Genomic DNA, 22,631 nt, shown 5'->3' with positions numbered 1-22,631 from the left:
TATTCATTTTTCATATATTTGTCATCTAAACGAAACGTACATCCGATAGACATCTGCTAAAAACTGCTGAAATTTAATACCTTGTTTCCCTAATACATTCTCAGGATCAATCTTTCTAGCTGGATCAAGCGTTTTATGTGACACGATATCTTTTTTCGGATTTAAGCCAAAGTTTTGGCATAAATACGCATGATACCATGTAAAACGATTATATGCTTCCCAAAAGTTAACATCACCGCCATAACAAAGTTCCACTCCAATGGCCGCCTTATTCGCGTCATAGCCATATAAGTCATTATCCGTCGGCACACCATATCGAACATGATACGCAACTTCATTTATAGGAATAATCTCCAATATTGTTTTATCATCTATAAATGTATGCGCCGAAGCTTTCGGTTGTAATTCATTAAAGTAATCTCGATTTCCTATCGCATTGCTTCCAGGATTCCCCGTATCATGGCTTACAATAAATCTAACTTTAGTCAGAGGAATCCCTGGTCGTGAACTTCCATATCCAATATAGTTGCGCTCTATAGGAAACATTGCCATTGCTACCAACTCCCGCTCTAGAAGGTTACCTTACTTCCTTATATATGTATTCGGTAACAATGTCCTTATCGCATATTTCTTACGCGAAGAGAAAATCGAAAATATTTGAAGTGAACACCATAAACAACAAGATACTTACAGCCACTCCATAAAAACCGTAAAACCAAACACAATCTTCTTTCGTATCTAAACCGAAAAATTTATTTACCGATTGTAATAATGTGCCACGCTTGCTTTGTTTGTTTCGTAATACTTCCACTCGCTCTACAACATCTGCTGGCATCATAAATCTTTGGTCTACTGTCATTTTCATCATTTATCTCTCCTTAAAATCATTTCCGTTTTGTTTATCTAAGGAGAGTATAGCACGTTTGTTCGTATAGAACAAGCGTTCTTTTTTTATTTTATTTTTCAGCAATCCAAGTAAAAATTGAGATTACAACGGCAATAATCGGCCCTACTACAACCACACCAAATATCAAAAACAGTAGCCCTTCCCCGAACATCCGAACGATACTTATTTTTCGAGCTTTCATCGTTCTTGCAAGTTCTCCCTCTAACCTCTTAACCTTTTCTTCTAATTGTTCTACTCGTTCCAGCATTTCATTCTCCATATACAACACCTCATTCAATATTTCAACAAAAAAACGTGATTTCCTCGAAAGGAAATCACGTTTTCTCAAGATATAATATTTTATACCCAACCTCTGAAGCGGCTTGCTTCAGCCATTTTACGAACACCAACCATGTACGCCGCTAAGCGCATGTTCACTTTACGAACTTGTGCTGTTTCATAAATAGAATCAAATGATCTTACCATTACTTTTTCTAAACGTTGTTCTACTTCTTCTTCAGTCCAGTAGTAACCTTGGTTATTTTGTACCCACTCAAAGTAAGATACTGTTACACCACCAGCACTTGCTAACACGTCTGGAACAAGTAAAATTCCGCGATCTGTTAAAATTTTAGTCGCTTCTAATGTTGTTGGACCATTTGCAGCTTCAACAACGATTTTCGCTTTAATATCATTAGCATTTTCTTCTGTAATTTGGTTCTCAATTGCAGCTGGAACTAAAATATCGCAATCAAGCTCTAACAATTCTTTGTTTGAAATTGTATTGTTAAATAGCTTTGTTACTGTACCGAAGCTATCACGACGGTCTAATAAATAATCAATATCTAATCCGTTTGGATCATGTAACGCGCCGTAAGCATCTGAGATTGCAATAACTTTCGCACCTGCATCATGCATAAATTTAGCTAAGAAGCTACCAGCATTACCGAATCCTTGAACAACAACGCGTGCACCCTTAATATCAATGCCACGTTTTTTCGCAGCTTCGCGAATACAAATTGTCACACCTTTCGCTGTTGCTGTTTCACGTCCATGTGATCCACCTAATACAAGCGGTTTACCTGTAATAAATCCTGGTGAATTAAATTCATCAATACGGCTATACTCATCCATCATCCATGCCATAATTTGAGAGTTTGTGAATACATCTGGAGCTGGAATATCTTTCGTCGGACCTACGATTTGGCTAATTGCTCGTACATAACCGCGGCTTAATCTTTCTAACTCACGGAATGACATTTCACGTGGATCACAGATAATTCCACCCTTACCTCCACCATATGGTAAATCAACAATACCACATTTTAAACTCATCCAGATTGAAAGTGCTTTCACTTCATTTTCTGTTACATTCGGATGGAAGCGAATTCCACCTTTCGTTGGACCAACAGCATCATTATGTTGTGCACGATATCCTGTAAATATTTTAACAGTCCCGTCATCCATACGAACTGGTATTTTCACTGTCATCATACGAATTGGTTCTTTTAATAATTCATATACTTCGTTTGGATAACCCAATTTTTCTAACGCTTCACTAATAACAATTTGTGTTGAATTCAATAGTTCAAAATGTTGTTCCCTTTGTTGTTGTGTTTTTGTTTGAGTTCCCTTTTCGGCTACCATAGTAAGTAAACCCCCTGTAATTTCACTTGTTTAGTAAACCTTCATTGCCTAGTATACACCCTTAAATTTGGAATGCAATAGAAAACGCTAACAAATATATACAAACTATTTTATGTTGCAAGCGTTTTCACTATTATTATAGTCCTTTTATTACTTTTAGAAAAGTAAAATACTTAAATATTTAAATGTTTTTTATTTTCATCAACCATACTCCCATAAAACTGCATATTTTATTTTCAAAAAGTATGTTCGAGTATTTACAATCATCCCTTCCCTTATCCAAATAAAAACAAAACCTCAGCTTTGTTGTATTAGCTGAGGTTTTGTTTTTTCACAAAGTAATTGTGTATTTGTTCTATCGCGTTAACATCCATTAATTCTTTACCGTACTCCATGATGCGATAAATGGTTGCTGTAGACGGATTACCGTATTCCGCTAAAATAGCTATAAAATCCGCCTTTAACAATTGAATTTGTTCCTCTTCTTCCACCCAAAGATAGAAGCGCTCATCCCACGTATATAGCTTTCCGCCAGTTACACCAAGGTTATATAAGCGATTTGACAGGTTAATTACGTCATCTAGCGTAGCAAACTCATATAATATATGCTCACTTTCATCTAGAGTCACTTGCATTTCAATAAACTCGTCACGGAACTCATCATCTGTATCCATTTCTTGATTTTCTTTCGTTACAATTACAACCATCCCTTGTGCTTGTAGAGAAAACACTTCAACTGCAATCGGACCATCTGCTTCAAATCCTAATTCCTTATTTGCTTCTTGCATCATATCACGAAATAATTGCTGTACTTTCGGCGCATTTCTCCATAAATCTTCTTTCGTTAATCCTCGTTCAGATAAATCATCAAATGTTAGAAAAATTTTTATCTTATTGTAATTTAATCGTTCCAGCCTCATCTCATACCCTCCCTACGTAACCAATGCATCTAATTTTATTATATGAAATAGAAAATAGATGGTTCTTTTCGAACAACTATTCCGATATTTTTAACCATTCATCCCATTCTTCTTTCGTATCACCAATTAAGATTGTTTCAATGTCCAACTGGTTTAGAACGCCTAGCTTTCCGATAAATCCAACAGAAAGAGATTCCCTTTTTTCTTGTAATAAATTTATAAAGTTCATCGTCTTTTTCATATCTTGTTCGTCAGCAAAAGATACAAATACATATTTCGGCTGTATTTCCTCTACCGCTGACAACATACCATCTTCAGCTAAGCTTGTCCTAATATATATCGCCTCATATCCTTTTAAGCGTAAATAAGTTGAAAAAATAAATCCTTTCAATGCATTCTTTTCTAACACAATAACTTTGTGTAAAGAGGAAAACATTGAGGCATTGTGATACACCATCCCTAGACGCGTTTGTAAAAATGATAGTGCATATTGGAATTGCACCATTGAAATCTCATTATTATTTTTTGACGTTAATAATTTGTCTGTCACTCGAAGAACGATACTAGCAACAACCTTTTCTGTTGAATATATACTAAAAGCTTCGTTTAATAATGCAGCAATTGTAATTTCATCAAATTTTAACAAAGCTTGTAGCAAATCGTCCACTAAAACAACTTCTTTATCGAAATGTATCTCTTTTTGAACTGTACTCGGCAAACGATTCTCTTCTAATAACTGAACTGCTTGTCCAATCATCATGCCGGAAGAAACTTTTTCCATTAACCATTTTAAAATTTGAATATGCTCTTCTGTATATAAACGATGCCCAGCTTGATTTCGCTTTGGGGCAATAATTTGATATCGTCTTTCCCATGCACGAAGCGTGCTCGGCTGAACTCCAATTATATTCGAAACAGCTTTTATATTATATTTCCCACTAAGAGTTGGCATCATTTCCCTCCGCACAATGTAATGATATGTGTTTGAGCAGGTGCTCGGAAACGAAGTGGTATCAATGTTGTTCCGTACCCATTACTAACAAAGAGAATCGTATTCAAATGGTTATATACGCCACCTTTTAAATATTTTTTAGATGGGAATAATCGGATTTGTCCTCCATGCGTATGTCCACTTAACACAAGTGAAATCTGTTCATTTCCAGACATTTTTTTTATTATATCAGGGTTGTGACTAACTAGGATACGAAAACCATCTTCTTTACAATCCGCCAATGCCAAATCTAGACGATCACGGTGCAATCCAACATCATCTATACCGAGCAAACAAATTTTCTCTCCTAATTCAGACTCAAATACCACTCTTGTATTATCTAAAACTTTTACGTTATTTTCTAATAATAACGCATCTAATTCATGATATTCTATCTCATAATCATTGTTTCCCCACACAAAATATACAGGACCTATCTCTCTTAACTTTTGAATATTCGCAGAGATTTTTGATAAAGAGACACCTTTCTCTGCTAAATCTCCTCCGATAATTACAATATCTACTTTTCCTTTTACTTGTTCAATTAACAAATTCGAAATGACTCTTCTATGAATATCAGAAATAAAAAACACATTTACTTTTTGAAAACTTTTCGGAAATTCTTTAAATACTAAAGTATGTTCCAACACCTTATTACGCATCGCTTCTTTATACATCACAAGAAGTAATAAAATCCCCATGCCTATGAGAGTACTGAATAATATAATCCATATCATATTTTTGACTCCCCTCCTCATAAAGATAATCCTAGGCTTTTATAACAAACTGTGATCGCTTAACTCACTAGCTTTCTTGCTTTGTGGACTTATCTTTTATCGGAATTTTTAATTCTTGACCTGCACTCACTTCATCTTCTTGCAAGTTATTATACTTTTTAATTACTTCAATTCCATTTCCATCTGAAAAATATTGCTTCGCTATACTTTCTAAAGTTTCTCCCTCTTTCACAGTATGCGTTATTACTTTTTCAGACTGTTTCTGCGACTCAGATTTAGCTGAATCAAAGAAGATTACTTCAAACGCACTTTTTCCGGCATTATTACTATCACCCTTCACCTGAATATATTTATCCGTGTACCACAAAATACTAATTGGCAGCAGAATGAATAGAAATGTTAAAACCCGGACGAAAATGTGATTTATTTTAAACTTTTGTTTTTTCTCTTTATTTCTATGAATTTCACTACGCGGCGGTAAACTTTCTTTTTCTTCCACTCGCTCAACTTCTAATTCCTCTTCAAAATCAGGAATTCGTTTCCTCATGTTGTTCACCACCACCTTCCATTTATTTTCTTAATTGGAGTCCCATTATAAAATCAACAAGAAAGTGTGCAAAGATTGTTATAAACAAATTTCCTGTCCATTCAAATACATAACCAAAGACAAAACTAATGAAACAGACGAAACAAAACAAAAATGGCTTTGTTATATAACGAATATGTAACACTGCAAATACGAAGCTCGCAATTACAATTCCAAAATGAGTCTGCACTACACCTCTAAATAAAAACTCTTCTGCAAAACCAATTAAGAACGTAATAACGAGTAAATGCAGAACGGACATTCCTCGAAACATCTTATCGTTAATACCACCATCATCAAACCAAGACTCCGGAAACACTCGCATTGCAACATAATCTAATAACACAATACCAATCGCTAACAAACCACCTATAATAAGTATAGATACTGGTTCCCATTTCCATAAATTAAAGACTTCTTTTACATCTTGAAATAATATATATGCCAGTAAACAGCCAATACCGATAATAATTAACTGTGTTATATATAGATTCAGCCTTATTTCCTGCGGACTCATATCTTCAACATTATGCCTTTGAATGTTCATCATTCCTCCATCTTTTCTAGGCCGAAAAGCTTTTGTAACTCTGTTTCCCAATTATAGTCGAAATCCGATTGTTGCGCTCGTCTTTTTTTATAATCTTCTTTTGTAATACCGCAATAATCGCAGCAATTAATTAACTCTTGCTCTTTCTTATAACCGAACTGTTGCAGCACATATTCACGTCTACATCCTTTAACTTGTATCCATGACTTCATATTTTCTAGCTCACTATATTTATTACGCAACCTTATTTCTACTTCAGCTATTAATCGGTTCATGATTTCATCTGACAAACCTTCTAATAATAATCTTCGTTGTTGTATAATTCCAACCTGTTCGAGATGATAACGAACGAAACGCCAATATTGCTCATTAAATCTTGCTGCATTATAACAAATTTCTTCTACATCTTCTATTGGTAATTCTTTCGTTTGAAACATTCTTTCTTGTAGTAAAGAAAATAAAAATTGTATTTGTGACTTACTTGGCAATTCATCCTCAATGATTGAAATTGGTAAATCATGATCCAACGGACTACATAATAAAATAGCTATACTCGGTTCGCCATCTCTTCCAGCTCTTCCGATTTCTTGTAAGTAAGAAGCTATATTAGTTGGATAATGAAAATGAATAATATATCGCGTATTCGCCTTATTTACCCCCATACCAAATGCACTTGTACATATTACAAGTTGCAATTGATCGTTCATAAACTGCTGTTGAATTAACATACGCTCTTCATGTTCCATACCACCATGATAAAAAGCTACACCAGTAACACCTTTCCCTCTCAAGTATTCCGTTAACCTTTCTGTCCACGCTCTACTTGAGCAATATACAATCCCCGGCCCTTGTAAATACATCACCTGCTCTAAAAGCGTCTCTTTCTTTTCTTCTATCGTCTCTACAAATTGCACATCCATTGCAATATTAGGACGGTCAATAGAGTATACATGTTCCGCAGCACCCTTTAAATTTAAACTATCTGCGATATCCTGCAGTACCCCTTTTGTCGCTGTGGCTGTCAATGCTAATACTGTAGGAGAACCAATATTTTTAATAACTACATTTAGTCTTTTATAGTCCGGTCTAAAATCATAACCCCATTGAGAAATACAATGAGCCTCATCAACAACAAATAATGAAATATGAATTTTCTTCAATTCCCTAATTAATAACTCCGACTGTAACATCTCTGGTGAAACAAAAATAAATTTATATGAAGATAATTTTTTCATCGCTTCTCTTTTTTCATTTAATGTCCGAAAACTATTAAATGCTATTACTCGGTTTTTCACAACATACTTTAATTGTGTCACTTGATCTTCCATTAAAGATAATAACGGTGATACAACAAGCACTGTTCCTTCTCGCATAAGCCCTGGAAACTGATAGCACATAGATTTCCCTCTTCCAGTCGGAAGCATTGCTATCACATCTTTTCCTTCTAATAAATCTGTAATTACTCCTTTTTGACCTGGACGAAATTCAGAATATCCAAACCACTTATATAAATATTCTTCAAGTTTCATTTACACCCTCCATCCGCGCTAATACAAGACGAACTTCAAAATAAGAAATATCTTCTCCAACCGCTTGTTTCAAAACACGTAACTTCCGCGTTTGCAATGCTTCAATTACTTTTATTACTTTGTCTATCTTTTCTTTTTCCATAAACATTTCAATAGAAAAATCTTTTTCTCGCAAAGCAATTTCAACAAAATGATCTTCTATCGTTGCAACCTTTAAATTCCGAATCGTCGCTATTTCTTCTAAAGAACGTCCTTGCCTCCAAAAATTATATGTTTTTTTCGTGGATAAACTAAATAATTCAGCTCTCTCATTTGGATAAGATATAATTTCAGCTAATAGTGGAAATTCATTTTCTTTATCACGAACTTCTTGTATAAAGAAATGCATTGTACCCCAAAATAAAAAATACACCCTGAATATATCTTGTTTCGTAATTTCTGCTAATTGTTGCAATGTACAACCAATACGTTCATAACCCGTTAATCGATATGTTACAATCGTCGCTTCTATCGCATTACTCTTTTCTAAAAGATTCTGTACTTCCGTCCATAGTTTTCTCGCCAACTCACTTCTCTTATATGGCCTTCCTGTTAGAAAACGTTTCACCCACATCATTATTTCTGTATCTTGCTGAATTGGAATAAACCTCGTATTATTCTGTTGTAAATTGGATATGGTTTGAATAATCAATGATAATCTTTTCCAAAATGTTTCACCTAATTCACCGTAATGTAAACCATGCAAATGTGCTGGAAAAGCATAAACTTCCTCCCATTTATGTAACTGCATTTTACCCGTAGGTGTTAACACATATGTATTTTCATGTATTTCTTGAATAAAATCCGCTTGCAACAACTTTGCAACTTCACCATCATAGTCATTTCTATTCAATGATTTATATATTCCGAACAAAAATGAAATTCGGAACATATTTCCATCTTGTAAAGTTTGCGAAGAACGTTTGCCCTTTAGTAAATAATAAATAGAAGAAACGGTTCTCTCACCATTCAATTGTTTTAAACAATGCAACAAAGTATATTGTATTTGCATGACCGCTTCCACCTTCCAATCTTAACTTCATTCTTTTCAGTACAATTACACTATCTACTGTCGCTCATTAAACTTATCATATAAGAACTATATACTTGTATATAGTCTATTGTATCAAACGAAATCATATTTACGTATTTTGAAAATCTTATGACATAATTCAAAAATAAGTTGACACTCTAATTGATAAGCATTATCATTATAATTTTATGTTGAAAAGTTTTACAAACCGTTTTACAATAAGGTTATAATTTTTATGGCGAGCTTTTCACATACATATTATCAGGAGGGAAAAAAGATGGCAAAATATACAATCGTTGATAAAGATACTTGTATTGCATGTGGTGCTTGTGGCGCTGCTGCACCAGACATTTATGACTATGATGATGAAGGTATTGCATTTGTAACATTAGATGATAACCAAGGTATCGTTGAAATTCCAGATGTATTAATTGAAGATATGATGGATGCATTCGAAGGCTGTCCAACTGACTCAATTAAAGTTGCTGACGAATCATTCGACGGAGACGCTTTAAAATTCGAATAGTCTTTTATTAACTTCAAAAAATGCCCCTCATATTGATGAGGGGCATTTTTTGTATCTAAATTTTATTTTCCTTAATAAAAAACCATTAGTAGTTTCACACTACTAATGGTTTTAATATATATTATGCATTTTTCATTTTTGCAAACACCCATACTTTCAGGCGTGAGAATAATGCTACAAATACAATTGTTACAACAATCCCTTTAATTAAATTAAATGGTAAGATTGCCGTTACAACCGTTGTTCTTATGGTTTCGCTAGACATAGCCGGTGAATTTAAAAACCAAGTGTAAGCCGGGAATATGATGATGTAGTTTAATACACTCATAATAAGTGCCATTGTAATTGTCCCTAGCATTAATCCTGTAGTTAAACTCTTCACAGTACGATACTTTCTAAATAAGAAAGCTGCTGGTCCAATAAATAAACATCCTGCAATAAAGTTTGCAATTTCTCCAACTGGTACTCCCGTTAAACTCCCTTGAATCCCGTAATGTAAAATGTTCTTTATCGCCTCTACAATCACTCCTGCTACTGGTCCAAAGATAATTGCTGCAATTAAAGCTGGTACATCACTAAAATCAATTTTCAAAAATGGCGGAAGCCCTGGGAACGGGAAATCCAACATCATTAGTAAATATGCAATACTACTTAGCATCGCTACACTCACCATCTGCACTACACTGTTTTTTTGTTTCATCTTTCTCTCTCCTTTTCCATCGATCATCTCATGGAAAGTGGAAAGGTTCTGCTATGCCTGTTTTTCATAGAACGAAAAAACCCTTTGTGTTTTACACAAAGGGAGAATTTAAGGCACATCAAACAGACGTTCAAATCCATATCTTTTTTGAACGCTTGAACCTCCATCTTCTCCCATCCAGACTATACTGTCGGCTTTGGAATCACACCAAATCCTGCCTTAACGGCTCGCGGGCTTAGAACAAAATCATAAATAGTTCATCACCGCCGGTCGGGATTTTCACCCTGCCCCGAAGATAGACCGATATTCTATTTTCCCCTTCATTATACAACAACCTCATAACATTGTGAACTAAAAAATTGTAACTTATTTAAAATTAGTTATTTATTTTTCATAACAACAAATAAATTGCGAGATATTTTACAATACAATCCATATTTTTTTATTATTCGGCATTTCTCTTTTGGATTACCTAGTCATATATAATTAAAAGTGATAAGATATTGAATTGTTAAGATAAGAACATTTTCTGAGTTATGGAGGAAATGTCATGAAAAAAGAAAAGAGACATTCTATTCGAGAAGCAATGAAAAAAAACTTAAGAAAAGAATACTTTTACTTAAAAAAAGAATTACTTTTCTACTGCCCAATTGATTTAGGCACATTCTCAAATGAGACATACTATGCTACTTTCGATGAAGATGGCATAAGTATTTATCAGTATGATAAAAAAACAGAAAGTAAATTAAAATTGTGTGAGCGTCATCCGTGGAAGAGTTGGAATAAAGTGAAGATTGATCACTATTTGACAACTTCTCAATTTATTTTTCAGGGTGAGCGAAATTGGATCTTATCTCTTTTTCAAAAAGGAAAAGAAGCCCAAAAAATTATTGAAGAGCATACATCTTTACAAACAGAAGTTGTTTCCCGCTCTTTCTTAAAAAAACTTCCTGGTTTTCGTTCTAATACACCACTGAATAAATACATCGGTAGTATTTGTTACACTGCACTTATTGCATTTTTATTAAAATGGATGATTCCATTTCAAGCACCACAAATCGCCCTGTATTCTATTTCGATTGGTTGTATGCTTCTTGGCCTACTTTGTTTGACAATCGGTTTAATTGAACCGACTATCGTACTGTTTCGAACAAAAGAGAAAACAAGAACAAAAGTTTTTTACTTGTATAGCTATTTGGCTATTTCTGGATTTATATGTGTCTTTATTTTTTGGTAAAAGAAGCCGTCCCAAAATAAACTTTGGGACGGTTTTCTTTTAGATATAGATGCTCTGATTCACTCAATAGTTCTAGCAAAAGCGCCCATATAATTTCATTTACATTGAACATTATTTAAGAAGAACATAAATTTGTTCAAAGTTTAATTTTTGAGACGTTTCCTTTACTTAACATATAATTGTTGATTAGGATAAATTAGCTCTTGCTGCAATCCATTTTTTTCTTTAATTTCCTTAAGTGTCATACTAAATTTCCGTGCAATACTAACTAAAGTATCCCCTTTTTGTACGACATATAATGACGAAGAAACAACTTCATTTCTTTGTTCACTTAAAACAAGCAATGGGTTCATCGCATTCTTTTTCGCCATCGTCCATCTTCCTTGATGAAGTTCTAAATGTAAGTGTGCACCTCGCGATTCTCCCGTGTTCCCTACTTCTCCAATTTTTTCTCCTTTTGAAATATAATCTCCTTGTCCCACATATCTCTTATTTAAATGTGCATATACAGCCTCATATTCTCCGTGTTTAATAAATACAACATTTCCATAACTACTCGAATAATAAGACCTCGTTACCTTACCATCTTGGATAGCTGCCACAGGCGTTCCAATTGGCGCAGCTACATCAATACCATAGTGTTTTCCATGCCTTGTCCCAAAATAATCACTTATCTGACCTTCAACAGGCCATGTCCATCGATTTTCTTCTGCATAAACATGTAATTGAGATACAAACAGTATACTCAATAGCATGACGCCGCATTTTAAAACTTTCATATACATCCTCCGTTTTCTAATTACCACTATACCTTCTCTATTTTGGTATATTACAGAAAAAAGTATACAAAAAAAAAGAAAGTGAATTACTCCACTTCCTTCTCTTTCTTATCACGAAAAACTAATGCACTACGGTTATACTCCACATCTTTCACTTGTAATCGAGCATTTATTACTCGAGCTATTGCAAACAAATAATCAGATAATCTATTTACATACTTTAAGACAACTTCATTTATTTTCACTTCTTTTTGCAATGATACTATAGAGCGTTCTGCTCTCCTTACAACAGTACGTGCAATATGAATAGTAGCCGCCGCCTCGCTACCTCCTGGCAAAATAAAGCGTTCTAATGGCGGGGCTTTCTATATACAAATCAATCTTTCTTTCTAAGCTTTCAACCATCTCAATTGTCACCTTATAAGGAATTTTTTGTTCCACTATTGCCAAGTCTCCTCCGCAATCAAATAGCTCATGTTGAATATTTTCGAGCTCATTGTAAATATCTCTATAAGTCCCGCCTTGAAGCTTAGTCATTGCATATCCGATATGAGAATTCGCCTCGTCTATTGTTCCATACGCTTCCACACGGATATCATCTTTATCAACCCTACCGCCTATTACACTTGTCGTTCCTTTATCTCCTGTTTTTGTATATAATTTCATTTCTTCACAGCACCTCTCTTGTTATTCTTTATTCGAGCAACATAGAAAAAAGTTCTACCATTCTTTATTTAATTGAGTTTACAAAAAAATAAAAAACAGCAGAACTTTATTCATTATCAACTTTAAAAACACATATCTAAATTATACGATTCGGTAAATAGACAGAAAATGTAGTTCCTTCTCCAACAACACTTGATACAGAAATTTTACCATCATGGCCTTGCACAATATTTTTCGCAATCGCAAGCCCGAGTCCTGTTCCACCCTTTTTCCCACGTGTTCTTGCTTTATCAGCTTTATAGAAACGATCAAATAAAAATGGAATATCCTCTTCTGGAATGCCTGCACCCGAATCTTGTACTTCAAAAATGAGGCCATTATTTTTCGTATCAATTACAAGCGTTACATGTCCGCCTGCGTTTGTATGACGTATTGCGTTATCAATTAAATTCGTCAATACTTGTTCCATACGATCTGCATCAAACGGGTATTGTTCAATTGGATCTTTGAAATCAACCGTTAACGCGACCTCTTTATCCTTTGCAATCCCTTGGAATTTACGACCTATTTTTTCAACGAAAGGATGAATATCAACTTCACCTATATGTAACTCTACATTACCACTTTCCATGCGTGCTAAATCTAATAATTCATTTACAAGTTTACCTAAACGAACGGATTCATCATAAATGATTTGAACAAACTCATTAATTTCTTCTTTCGTTTGCACAATATCATCTAAAATCGCTTCACTATACCCTTGCAGCATTACCATTGGTGTACGAAGTTCATGCGATACATTCGCAATAAAGTCTTGACGCATCTTTTCAAGACGGCGTTCTTCCGTCATATCTCGCAGTACCGCTACAGCTCCACGAATTTTCGTTTGATTGTAAAGCGGCGTCATAAGAACTACATAGTTCCCTTTTTGTAAATTAATTTCAACAACTTGTTGTTGTTCACTTTCTACAACAAGATGGAATAGTTCCACAAGTTCAGAAGGTAGTTTTTTACTTAGCTCTATCTCTTTTTCTTCTTGCCAAACTTGTAAGAAATGTTCGGCCGGCGGATTGATTACTACAACTTCACCTTCTTGATTTAATGTAATAACCCCATCTGCCATACTACTTAAAATACTAGCTAACTGTTCTTTCTCTTGTTGCAAGGCGTTCATATTAAACTTCAACTGTTTTCCCATTTGATTTAAGGCCGTTGCAAGCTCACCAATCTCATCCTGAGATACCATAGGAGCTTTCGCATCAAACTTCCCACGCGACACTTCAAAAGCAACCTCACGCATTTTACGAAGTGGTGCTGTAATTCGAGTAGATAAGAAGAACGCAAAGAAAGTTGTTAATATAATCGCAATTCCAGCCGATAAGAAAATAAAATCAGTCGTTCTTTCCATACCTTGTATCGGTACTTGTAAAGATTCATATACGAACACTGCACTTTGATTTTTTGATTGCACTGGTTTTCCGACGATCATAATATCATTTTCGGTGTTTTTATTCTTCCTACTATTAGACGCTTTTCTAATGTTATTCTTAATTTCTTTTTTGTCTGTAAACACAGCCGCTAATTCTTTATCTTCTTTTAAGTCATCCATTGTAAGAGTGACTAATCCTTCTTGTTTCGGTGAAGAAGAAATTTCTTTACCATCTTCTACAATAATAATCCTTGAAAGTGGATCAGAGAATTTGTAAGCGATATTCTCAATCGTTTTTACATCGGCACCTTCTTCAATTAACTCTGAAACACTTGTTGCGACTTTTTGAAGCCTAGCTTCACTCATATCAACATAGTATGTTCTAAAAAACTGTGAAAGTAAAATCGCAACAAATCCAAGCACGAACGAAACGAGAAGTAATATGGTCATCCATAACTTCCCTACTACACTTCTCCAAAGCATCAGTCGTTCACAACCTCAAATTTGTAACCTACACCCCAAACAGTAACAATCATTTTCGCTGCATCTGGTGATTTTTTGCTTAACTTCTCACGTAAACGTTTTACATGTGTATCAACTGTACGTAAATCTCCGAAGAATTCATATTGCCATACTTCTTTTAACAGTTGCTCACGATCGAATACTTTATCAGGAGCTTTCGCTAAAAATAATAGTAACTCATATTCTTTCGGCGTTAAGTTTACTTCATTACCATCTGCAGTAACACGGTGTGCATCGTTATCAATTGTTAAGTGCGGGAATACAGTAACATCTTTTGTCGTTGTATCTTGTGTAAAGAATGTTGTTGGTACAGCACGGCGTAATACCGCTTTCACACGTAGTACGACCTCACGTGGACTAAATGGCTTTACAATATAATCATCTGTTCCAACTTCAAATCCTTGTACTCTATTTACTTCTTCACCTTTTGCTGTCAGCATAATAATTGGTGTCGCTTTCTTCTCACGAACCCCTTTACATACTTCAATGCCATCTTTACCAGGCATCATAAGATCTAATAAGATTAAATCGTAATCATTTTGCAACGCCATTTCTAAAGCTGTATCACCATTATCTGCTTCTTCAATCGTATATTGTTCTCTTTCTAAGTACATTTTCAATAAACGACGAATGCGATCCTCATCATCTACAATTAAAATTCTTGATTCATTTTCCATCTCTACCCGCTGCGCACTCTCACCTCAGCGGTTCACACCTACCCTTCTTTAACTATTATGTTGCGCTATTCTCGTTTATTTAAGCAATCTTCTAAATGTTTCACTTCCCATATTATGCTTCACAAGAATAATAAATTTTGTTCAATTTTTTTCCAAAACTATGTATTTTTTTTGAACAGCATATAATGTCCTCGACATCATTTTACAAAATCAACCGCTACTTTGTCATGTTTTTCTCAAAAAAGAAGAAAAGTTGACAAAAATAAAATAGGAGAGTGACATGCACTCTCCTATTTTATTTCTCTATGCATATGAATGTAAACCGGCAATAATTAAGTTTACTACAATAAAGTTAAACATAATTATTGCAAAACCAATTACTGCAAGCCAAGCTGATTTCTCTCCATGCCATCCTTTTGATAGGCGTAAATGTAATACTGCTGCATAAAAGAGCCAAGTGATAAGTGCCCAAACCTCTTTTGGATCCCAGCCCCAAAAACGTGTCCACGCTATTTGTGCCCAAATCATCGCAAAAATTAATGCACCTAATGTGAAAACTGGGAATCCAATTGCAATAGATCGATATCCGATTTCATCTAGTAGATCACTATTCGTATTCTTTACTAACGGCTGAAGTGCCGCCGATACTCGCTTCCGTAAAACAAGTCTTAATACAATATACAGTAACGTTCCTACTAACACTGACCAAATAACAGTATTTAATTTTTTCGCATTTACAATCGCTGGAACTTCAACTGCCGGTTCTAATTTATTTTCTGTCAGTAACTTCCCTTCATGCGGTCCAACTAAGGCCGGAAGATTGTACTTCATTTCCAGTTGTTGTTCATTTTTATCAATCCATTGAAACTTCGCTTCATATTTCATACTAGAAAATACCGTTGTCACTCCAATAAACCCAACCGTACAAACAAGCGTGAATACGACCGTTTCTAACCAAAATGTACGTTTGCTTCTCGTTGATTGATCTACATTTTTCAATAAATACATAACGCCCGTAATAAAACTAATCGCTAAGATTGCTTGTCCTGCTGCTGCAGTCGTCACGTGAATATGTAACCAATTACTTTTTAAAGATGGAATGAGCGGAGATATTTCCCTCGGAAACATACTTGCATAGGCAATTAATAAAAGCGCAACTGGTAATGCAAATAGTCCGATTATACTTACACGGTACATAAAATACATGACAATAAATGCTCCTACAAGCATCATGCCGAAAAATGTACCGAATTCAAAAAAGTTACTAACTGGCGCATGCCCTGATGCAATCCACCTTGTAACAAAATATACTGTTTGTGCTATAAACCCTAAAATTGTAATCGTTATTCCTACATTTGCCCATTTATGACCCTTTTCTTTAATGGCTCCCCCAAAAAATAGAGTCGCAATTAAATATAAAATAAATGCGGTAAAGAGAAAGTTACTACTTATTTGCACCATATCGTTTCCCCACCTTAACTAATTTTTTTATCAATTACTTTATCATTTGGCTGTGGAATTGCTGTACCTTCTATTACTCTTTCAATATCTTTCTTTAAACCGAACCAATTTTTATTTGTATGCCCTGCAATCCACCATTCATCATTAACACGTTGTATCCAAATACGGCGATGATTCCAATACATACCTTGAATGACACCAACCATAAATATAAATCCTCCAATGCCGAGAATCCAAAGCGTTAAATCTTTTCTTACAGTAAGTGCTGTTGCATTTTGCATTTCCACACCTGCGAAGGACATTTTATATTTGTTATTCCCATCTGGTTCTATATTTTGCTGAATACCAACAAAACTCACTTCACCATCTGGCGTTTCAGGTGTAAACATTTTAAATACAAATGCAGGATTGTTTGGTAATTTCGTTTTTGTATTTGGTTTTCCATTCTCATCAAAATAAAAATCAGGAAAATAGCTTAATAGTTCTAAAGAATAACTATTTCCTAAATCATATTTTTCCTTAGGGTTCGTTAAATCTACTTTAATCGGTCCCCACTTTTGATTATTTTCTTTATTTTGCAAGTGAAAGGACATACTTTTAAATTCACTTTCTTTATAATCCACTTGATACACTGCAAATTGATCAAATTTCAGTGGTTCATTCACTCGAATTTCCGCTTCTTTTACTTTTTCTAATTTCGGTTTTTGTCCTGCTATATTTTCTCCTACTGCTTTATATAATACGGCATTCGTTTGGAAGTTTTTCGCAATCATTTTATCGCCTACACGATCAATCGCTTCCTCAAAAACTTCCTTGTCCTTACTTTTATCATAAACTTCTTTTATAAATTTTTCGTTTTTTAAGTAGTATTGTCCATCCGTCCCTGGTATTTCTTTCGTTTCACCGTCACGTAACCAAAGTGCTTCGTCTACGTACATACTCGGTAAAAAACGAAGCATCGCACCGAATAAAAAGATAATAAGACCGATATGATTCACATATGGACCCCAACGCGAGAAGCGTCCCTTTTCTGCTAAAACGTTTCCGTCTTCCACTTTCACGTTATAGTTTCTTTTCTTTAAATTCTTTTGCACTCTTTCCAGGTCACCATCTTGCGGTGTACCAGTCCCATATAATCTCTGTCTCTTTAAAAAGCTAGGATGTCTTTTTACGCCTTGCTTTTTTAAAGCTTTATAAAGTGGAATAACGCGGTCTAAACTACATATCACAAGAGAAATACCGATAGAAGCAATCAAAATCATATACCACCATGAACCGTATAAATTATTAAACCCTAATTGATAGTATAATTGTCCTAAAAATCCGTATTCTTGTTTATAATATTCAGCTGGTGCAATCCCTGGAGTTATGTACATTTCTTGCGGAAAAATAGTTCCTATCGCTGATGCAGCTAAAGTTATTACGATTAGCCATACACCCACTTTTACAGAAGAGAAAAAACTCCAAATTTTATCGACTATCGTTTTTGTCTGCGTGAGAGATCTCCGTGCACTCCCCTCATAGCGCATATCCAATAGTTTTGTATTTTCATTGCTTTCAAATGGTTTCCCGCAAGCTTCACAAAAAACGGTTCCTATCGGATTAACATGTCCACATTCACATTTAATTTCTTTCAACACTCTCACCGCCCCTGTATCTATATGTACTATTGTATATTCTAACCTCAAGTTACCGCAATACTCAGAATTTTTAAACCAGAGGCGCTACAGACACGTACCTCTTATGTAAAGGCTTTCTTTATTACGGAGTAATTTTCTTTAAATACCCTTCTAACTGTTCTTTCGTTTGTTCCCCTATAATTTGCTCCACTACTTTTCCATCTTTATCAATCAAAAAACTTGTCGGTAATGGACCTACGCCATATGTTCCTATAATCTTTTGTCCTTTATCAATGGCAACTGGGAATTTCAAACCATATTGGTTCACAAAGTTCTTTACTGCAATATCCGTTTCATCTGCATCTAACGCTATGATTTCAACGCCTTTTTCTTTATACTTTGGATATAATTCATTCATATAAGGCATTTCTTTTTCACAAGGTTTACACCACGTGCCCCAAAAGTTTAAAAATACACCTTTTCCCTTTAAATCTTTTAGTTCAATTTTCTTCCCTTCTAAATCCGTCACAACAAAGTTAGGTGCTTCTTTTCCGATTTGCATTTTCTCTTTATTAGCAAAGAATCCTTGATAAAGGGTAAATCCTACAGCACCACATAAAATGAGTAGAATAGTAACGCGAAATAATAAGCGATTTTTCTTCATATTACCTCTCCTCTCCTCGGTACATGTTATGTATTATCTTCTGTAAATGTTGTATGAATAAATCACCAGCAGAGCACTCCACTGGTGAATTTTTAACTCTATAGCTTATCTTGGCTTTGTAGAAGCAAGTGCGCGTAATTGTTTCACCTCATGTGGTGTCAATTCTCTCGCATCACCAGGTCGCAGGCTTCCTACTTCTAAGAAAGCATAACGTTCACGTTTTAATTTCACTACTTTACAGTCTAACGCTTCAAACATACGACGTACTTGACGATTACGTCCTTCATGAATTGTTAATTGTACAATAGCCATCTCTTTACGCTTGTCCCAAGAAATAATTTTCACACGTGCTGGTGCTGTTTTACCGTCTTCTAACGTAACACCGCGTTCTAACATGCGAATTTTCTCACCTGTTAATGGACCTTTTATTTTTGCAACATACGTTTTTTCAACTTTATATCTAGGATGCATTAATACGTTTGCGAAGTCCCCATCGTTTGTCATTAATAATACGCCAGACGTATCATAATCTAAGCGTCCGATTGGGAATAAACGTTGTGTAATTTCCGGGAAAAAGTCCGTTACAACACTTCTTCCTTTATCATCTGATACACTTGAAATTACGCCAGTTGGTTTATATAGTAAAAAATAAACAGGTTCTTCTTTTTCAAGAGGGATGTTATTTACTTCTACTTTATCTTGAGGAGTTACTTTTGTCCCTAACTCCTTCACTATTTTCCCATTAACTTTCACTTTTCCTTGCTGAATTAATTCCTCAGCCTTTCTTCTCGATGCAATACCTGCTTGCGCAATCACTTTTTGTAATCGTTCCATTTCTTTTTTTCACCTCGAATTTATCTTACCTTACATTAGAAAGACTTGGCAACCGCATACGCTTTACGGCTATTCGCTTCATCTTACTTAAACAACATAGCGATGATAATAAACATATAAAGGTCAAATCATGTTTTTACCCTTTATTATTGTCCATATTTTTCATATTTCTCACAATAAAAGTTCATCATTTTGTCAAAAATACCACATAAAAAAACCACTATTAAGCTCTACACCTTAATAGTGGTCGTATACGTATTATAAGCGAAATAGTGTAAAAAATGAATAGTATTACTGAAACAATAAAGAAACGAATACAATTGAGCATATAATCCCGATTAAATCTGCAAAAAGTCCTACTTTTAGTGCATCCCCCATTTTTCTAATCCCAACCGCTCCAAAATATACAGTTAAAATATAGAAAGTCGTATCTGTGCTCCCTTGCATCGTAGAAGCCAATCTCCCAATAAAAGAATCTGGCCCATATGTAGCAATTAAATCGGTCGTAATACTTAAACCAGCAGAGCCTGAAATAGGGCGTATAAGTGCTAATGGCACAATTTCTGCTGGAACATGGATTAAATCTAACATTGGCTTCATTACCGATATCATTGCGTCTAACGCACCTGAAGACCGGAATATAGAAATAGACACAAGCATTCCAACCATAAATGGTAAGATAGAAATTGCAATTTGAATCCCTTCTTTTCCTCCCTCAACGAACGATTCATACGTCGGCACTTTCTTTATCGTGCCATATAAAAGGATAAAACCAATTACACAAGGGATTACCCATAAGGAAATTGTATTTACAATACTCATTTTTTCCGCCCCTTTCTACTCCTTCTTCGGTAAAAATAGCGGTCAATCCAAATTGCTCCAATCATAGAAAGTACTTGTGCAATAAATGTTACCCCAACAATTTCAGTAGGATTCGCTGATTCATACGTCATTCGAATCGAAATGACTGTCGTAGGAATTAATGTAATAGCTGATGTATTTAATGCTAGAAACGTCACCATAGAACGGCTCGCCGAATCCTTTCCTCCATTTAACTCTTTCAGTTGTTCCATCGCTTTAATGCCAAGAGGGGTTGCTGCATTACCTAGACCAAAAAAGTTTGCCATCATATTTGATAGAATAAATCCCATGGACGGATGATCCTTTGGTATTTCTGGAAACAACCTTTTTACTATCGGCATAAAAAGTGTAACTAATTTTTTTAACAATCCGGCTTCCTCTGCAATTTTCATTAAACCGAGCCAAAATACTAAAACACTAATAAGTCCTATACAAATCGTTACCGCATCTTTTGCTCCGTCAAATACAGCTTTATTCACTTCTTCCATCGTTCCATTTATCATGGCGTATACAATCCCAATGACAGCCATCGCTACCCATACGAGATTAACCATCGTTCCCAACACCTATCATGTAAGAAAAAATTTCTTTCACATTATTCCAGTAAAGTCCTGTTGTAGCTACTAACTTCCGTTTACTATAAAATAAATTCCGTTCCCCAACTTTCTCATTGCCAACATAAACATCTGTCTTTCCAACCTTTACTCCATCCTCAAGCTTTATACTTTTATCGAGTTCAACTTTTAATAATACGTTCTTTCTTTCCTCTTCAGTTAACGGCACGGAAAAACTATTTTTCGTATAAACATGGTTGGCATACTTCTTTTCATTTATTTCAGCAATTGCTCCTTGTCCTAAAACTTTCGTTTGTTTAAAACGTTCAAAACCTTTATCAAACAAATTCATATGATCATCCCAATCACTAGAAGCACTCAAAGTTACGACAATTAAATCTAGTCCACCTTTTGATGCCGTTGTCACAAGCGTTCGCCCAGCTTTCTTCGTAAAGCCTGTTTTTCCTCCTGTTGCAAATTCATAATAAGACGTTACCAGCTTATGTTTATTTTTCCACGGGTAATCCCAAGAATCTGATTTATACGTTTTAGTTCCGAAAATTTTCTTAAATGTCTCGTTTCCCATTGCATATTTCGTTAATAATGCCATATCGTAAGCCGATGAATAATGTGATCCATCTCCATCTAAGCCATGGGGGTTTGAGAAGTGCGTATCTTTCATTCCAATTTCTTTCGCTTTTTGATTCATTAAATATACGAATCCATCTATACTCCCACCCACACTTTCAGCAATTACTTGCGCTGCGTCATTACCAGATCTAAGCATGAGTCCGTATACTAAATCTTCTAACTTCACTTTTTGTCCAGGCTTTAAATAGATTGCCGATCCTTCCACCCTCACCGCTTCATTACTAACTGATACCATTTCTTTCATCTTCCCTGATTGAGCAGCTAACAAAGCGGTCATAATTTTTGTTATACTAGCAATTTTTTGAGGCTCATGTTCTGCTTTTCCGTATAATACTCGACCAGACTGTTGCTCCATTAATACAGCATTTCGAGCACTGACATTGCTGTTCATCTTTGCATATGTAGGAATCGGCATAACGCTTGCATACATCATAAGAAGCGTAATGATTATACAAATTCGTCTCATATTTCCCCCCACGTCCTTTTGGCACTTTTTGTACAAGTGTATGCTTGGCCTTTTAAAATATGAACGAAAT

At 35.0% G+C, this 22,631-nt stretch carries 24 protein-coding genes, 1 pseudogene and 1 riboswitch; of the genes and pseudogenes, 2 read left to right on the top strand and 23 right to left on the bottom strand.

Annotation, left to right across the window (positions count from 1 at the left end):
* Window positions 1-21: 21 nt before the first annotated feature.
* From AXW78_RS07230 to AXW78_RS07180, 11 genes are all read right to left on the bottom strand, one after another.
* Window positions 22-552, bottom strand: coding sequence for a peptidoglycan recognition protein family protein (locus AXW78_RS07230; RefSeq protein WP_001240655.1), 531 nt, complete (start codon window positions 550-552; stop codon window positions 22-24).
* Between the two features lie 79 nt (window positions 553-631).
* On the bottom strand, window positions 632-868 hold the full coding sequence (locus AXW78_RS07225) for a DUF3961 domain-containing protein (RefSeq protein WP_001983018.1): 237 nt from the start codon (window positions 866-868) through the stop codon (window positions 632-634).
* An 88-nt stretch (window positions 869-956) separates the two neighbouring features.
* Window positions 957-1,166: a hypothetical protein gene (locus AXW78_RS07220; protein WP_000426761.1), complete on the bottom strand. Its 210-nt coding sequence runs from the start codon at window positions 1,164-1,166 to the stop codon at window positions 957-959.
* Window positions 1,167-1,246: 80 nt separating this feature from the next.
* The gene (gene gudB / locus AXW78_RS07215) at window positions 1,247-2,533 is read right to left on the bottom strand and encodes an NAD-specific glutamate dehydrogenase (RefSeq protein WP_000225173.1); all 1,287 of its coding nucleotides are present in this window, start codon (window positions 2,531-2,533) and stop codon (window positions 1,247-1,249) included.
* A gap of 311 nt (window positions 2,534-2,844) precedes the next feature.
* Window positions 2,845-3,453, bottom strand: a complete 609-nt coding sequence (locus AXW78_RS07210; RefSeq protein ID WP_001235402.1) for a genetic competence negative regulator — start codon at window positions 3,451-3,453, stop codon at window positions 2,845-2,847.
* Window positions 3,454-3,529: 76 nt separating this feature from the next.
* Window positions 3,530-4,405: a MerR family transcriptional regulator gene (locus AXW78_RS07205; RefSeq protein ID WP_046945523.1), complete on the bottom strand. Its 876-nt coding sequence runs from the start codon at window positions 4,403-4,405 to the stop codon at window positions 3,530-3,532.
* On the bottom strand, window positions 4,405-5,181 hold the full coding sequence (locus AXW78_RS07200; protein ID WP_000637795.1) for a metallophosphoesterase: 777 nt from the start codon (window positions 5,179-5,181) through the stop codon (window positions 4,405-4,407). The genes AXW78_RS07205 and AXW78_RS07200 overlap by 1 nt, the downstream gene beginning before the upstream one ends.
* Before the next feature lie 67 nt (window positions 5,182-5,248).
* Window positions 5,249-5,728 carry a LysM peptidoglycan-binding domain-containing protein gene (locus AXW78_RS07195; protein WP_001231556.1) on the bottom strand — a complete coding sequence of 160 codons (480 nt, stop codon included), beginning with the start codon at window positions 5,726-5,728 and terminating at the stop codon, window positions 5,249-5,251.
* Between the two features lie 22 nt (window positions 5,729-5,750).
* Window positions 5,751-6,314 (bottom strand): CPBP family intramembrane glutamic endopeptidase, encoded by a 564-nt coding sequence (locus AXW78_RS07190; protein ID WP_001025780.1) that lies wholly within the window; start codon window positions 6,312-6,314, stop codon window positions 5,751-5,753.
* Window positions 6,314-7,843: an ATP-dependent DNA helicase RecQ gene (recQ, locus tag AXW78_RS07185; protein WP_061883931.1), complete on the bottom strand. Its 1,530-nt coding sequence runs from the start codon at window positions 7,841-7,843 to the stop codon at window positions 6,314-6,316. The genes AXW78_RS07190 and recQ overlap by 1 nt, the downstream gene beginning before the upstream one ends.
* Window positions 7,833-8,894: a YpbB family protein gene (locus tag AXW78_RS07180; protein ID WP_001167007.1), complete on the bottom strand. Its 1,062-nt coding sequence runs from the start codon at window positions 8,892-8,894 to the stop codon at window positions 7,833-7,835. Before AXW78_RS07180 ends, recQ begins: the two co-directional genes overlap by 11 nt.
* Window positions 8,895-9,192: 298 nt before the next feature.
* On the opposite strand from AXW78_RS07180, the gene AXW78_RS07175 reads away from it, so the two are divergent.
* On the top strand, window positions 9,193-9,441 hold the full coding sequence (locus AXW78_RS07175; protein ID WP_001151993.1) for a ferredoxin: 249 nt from the start codon (window positions 9,193-9,195) through the stop codon (window positions 9,439-9,441).
* Between the two features lie 121 nt (window positions 9,442-9,562).
* Here AXW78_RS07175 and AXW78_RS07170 read toward each other — a convergent pair whose 3' ends face one another.
* Entirely contained in the window at window positions 9,563-10,141 is a 579-nt protein-coding gene (locus tag AXW78_RS07170; protein ID WP_000810857.1) for an ECF transporter S component, read from the bottom strand.
* A gap of 161 nt (window positions 10,142-10,302) precedes the next feature.
* Window positions 10,303-10,442, bottom strand: a riboswitch (FMN riboswitch).
* A gap of 249 nt (window positions 10,443-10,691) precedes the next feature.
* On the opposite strand from AXW78_RS07170, the gene AXW78_RS07165 reads away from it, so the two are divergent.
* Window positions 10,692-11,378 carry a hypothetical protein gene (locus AXW78_RS07165; RefSeq protein WP_000711797.1) on the top strand — a complete coding sequence of 229 codons (687 nt, stop codon included), beginning with the start codon at window positions 10,692-10,694 and terminating at the stop codon, window positions 11,376-11,378.
* 164 nt (window positions 11,379-11,542) lie between these two features.
* Here the strand turns inward: AXW78_RS07165 and AXW78_RS07160 are convergent, their stop codons facing one another.
* The 11 genes and pseudogenes from AXW78_RS07160 to AXW78_RS07110 all read right to left on the bottom strand — a co-directional run bounded on the left by AXW78_RS07160 (window position 11,543) and on the right by AXW78_RS07110 (window position 22,561).
* A complete protein-coding gene (locus tag AXW78_RS07160) occupies window positions 11,543-12,157 on the bottom strand; it encodes a peptidoglycan DD-metalloendopeptidase family protein (protein WP_000866118.1) in 615 nt (204 codons plus the stop codon).
* Window positions 12,158-12,243: 86 nt separating this feature from the next.
* A pseudogene (locus AXW78_RS07155) lies at window positions 12,244-12,823 on the bottom strand (cob(I)yrinic acid a,c-diamide adenosyltransferase).
* Window positions 12,824-12,959: 136 nt separating this feature from the next.
* Window positions 12,960-14,735: a sensor histidine kinase ResE gene (gene resE / locus AXW78_RS07150; protein ID WP_000964680.1), complete on the bottom strand. Its 1,776-nt coding sequence runs from the start codon at window positions 14,733-14,735 to the stop codon at window positions 12,960-12,962.
* Window positions 14,735-15,451: a DNA-binding response regulator ResD gene (resD, locus tag AXW78_RS07145; RefSeq protein ID WP_000426861.1), complete on the bottom strand. Its 717-nt coding sequence runs from the start codon at window positions 15,449-15,451 to the stop codon at window positions 14,735-14,737. Before resD ends, resE begins: the two co-directional genes overlap by 1 nt.
* 303 nt (window positions 15,452-15,754) lie before the next feature.
* Window positions 15,755-16,912: a cytochrome c biogenesis protein ResC gene (gene resC / locus AXW78_RS07140; RefSeq protein ID WP_000250081.1), complete on the bottom strand. Its 1,158-nt coding sequence runs from the start codon at window positions 16,910-16,912 to the stop codon at window positions 15,755-15,757.
* Between the two features lie 14 nt (window positions 16,913-16,926).
* The gene (resB, locus tag AXW78_RS07135; RefSeq protein WP_000910550.1) at window positions 16,927-18,552 is read right to left on the bottom strand and encodes a cytochrome c biogenesis protein ResB; all 1,626 of its coding nucleotides are present in this window, start codon (window positions 18,550-18,552) and stop codon (window positions 16,927-16,929) included.
* 121 nt (window positions 18,553-18,673) lie between these two features.
* Entirely contained in the window at window positions 18,674-19,195 is a 522-nt protein-coding gene (gene resA / locus AXW78_RS07130; protein WP_000742212.1) for a thiol-disulfide oxidoreductase ResA, read from the bottom strand.
* A 105-nt stretch (window positions 19,196-19,300) separates the two neighbouring features.
* Window positions 19,301-20,029, bottom strand: a complete 729-nt coding sequence (gene rluB / locus AXW78_RS07125) for a 23S rRNA pseudouridine(2605) synthase RluB (RefSeq protein ID WP_000440556.1) — start codon at window positions 20,027-20,029, stop codon at window positions 19,301-19,303.
* Window positions 20,030-20,320: 291 nt separating this feature from the next.
* Window positions 20,321-20,851 (bottom strand): spore maturation protein SpmB, encoded by a 531-nt coding sequence (gene spmB / locus AXW78_RS07120; protein ID WP_000029514.1) that lies wholly within the window; start codon window positions 20,849-20,851, stop codon window positions 20,321-20,323.
* The gene (spmA, locus tag AXW78_RS07115) at window positions 20,848-21,444 is read right to left on the bottom strand and encodes a spore maturation protein SpmA (RefSeq protein WP_000247811.1); all 597 of its coding nucleotides are present in this window, start codon (window positions 21,442-21,444) and stop codon (window positions 20,848-20,850) included. Before spmA ends, spmB begins: the two co-directional genes overlap by 4 nt.
* Entirely contained in the window at window positions 21,437-22,561 is a 1,125-nt protein-coding gene (locus AXW78_RS07110; protein ID WP_001252607.1) for a D-alanyl-D-alanine carboxypeptidase family protein, read from the bottom strand. Before AXW78_RS07110 ends, spmA begins: the two co-directional genes overlap by 8 nt.
* Window positions 22,562-22,631 lie beyond the last annotated feature (70 nt).

Origin of the sequence: Bacillus thuringiensis (assembly GCF_001595725.1) — a bacterium.
Lineage (GTDB): Bacteria > Bacillota > Bacilli > Bacillales > Bacillaceae_G > Bacillus_A > Bacillus_A thuringiensis_K.
Note: the sequence above shows the minus strand (reverse complement) of the source record. Positions and strands in the feature narration are given on the sequence as shown.